The sequence below is a fragment of the Pseudoalteromonas sp. S4492 genome (assembly GCF_005886115.1).
Taxonomy (GTDB): domain Bacteria; phylum Pseudomonadota; class Gammaproteobacteria; order Enterobacterales; family Alteromonadaceae; genus Pseudoalteromonas; species Pseudoalteromonas gelatinilytica.
The window spans coordinates 1-415 of the sequence record NZ_PNCP01000301.1; the positions used below are offsets into that span (position 1 = coordinate 1).

Consider the following 415-nt stretch of genomic DNA (forward strand, 5'->3'; position numbering starts at 1 on the left):
CGAATTAAACCCTCGAAATGCCCAGATGACAACCCCTGAAGAAGAATTAATCAGCATCCTTCAGCAGTGGATGTCAGCTTCGCAGTTTTTGAGTTCTGATCGTCTGGAAAGTTCATTGAACTTGCAGTTAGAAATCAGGGGATACGGATGAGGGATAATGGATCTGGAGGAGGCTCACCTGTCAACCGACAGGTGAGCCGACAATCAGGCTTTGGGGCAGGCCGCAAAATGCTGGTTACCTACATCCATAAGCCTGGGACGGTTCTCGGCACAGCTGGGCTCTGCAACCGGGCAGCGAGTTCTGAAAACACAACCACTGGGTGGATTGATAGGGGATGGCAAATCGCCTTCCAGCAGTTCGATTTCCTTGGCTTTTTCCAGCTCAGGATCAGGGATAGGAACCGCTGACAGTAAA

General features: G+C 50.6%; 1 protein-coding gene. It reads right to left on the reverse strand.

Annotation, left to right across the window (positions count from 1 at the left end; all coding sequences use genetic code 11):
- Positions 1–204: 204 nt before the first annotated feature.
- The coding region (locus CWC28_RS21645; RefSeq protein WP_349304084.1) for an oligopeptide/dipeptide ABC transporter ATP-binding protein at positions 205–415 on the reverse strand (211 nt) is incomplete at its 5' end.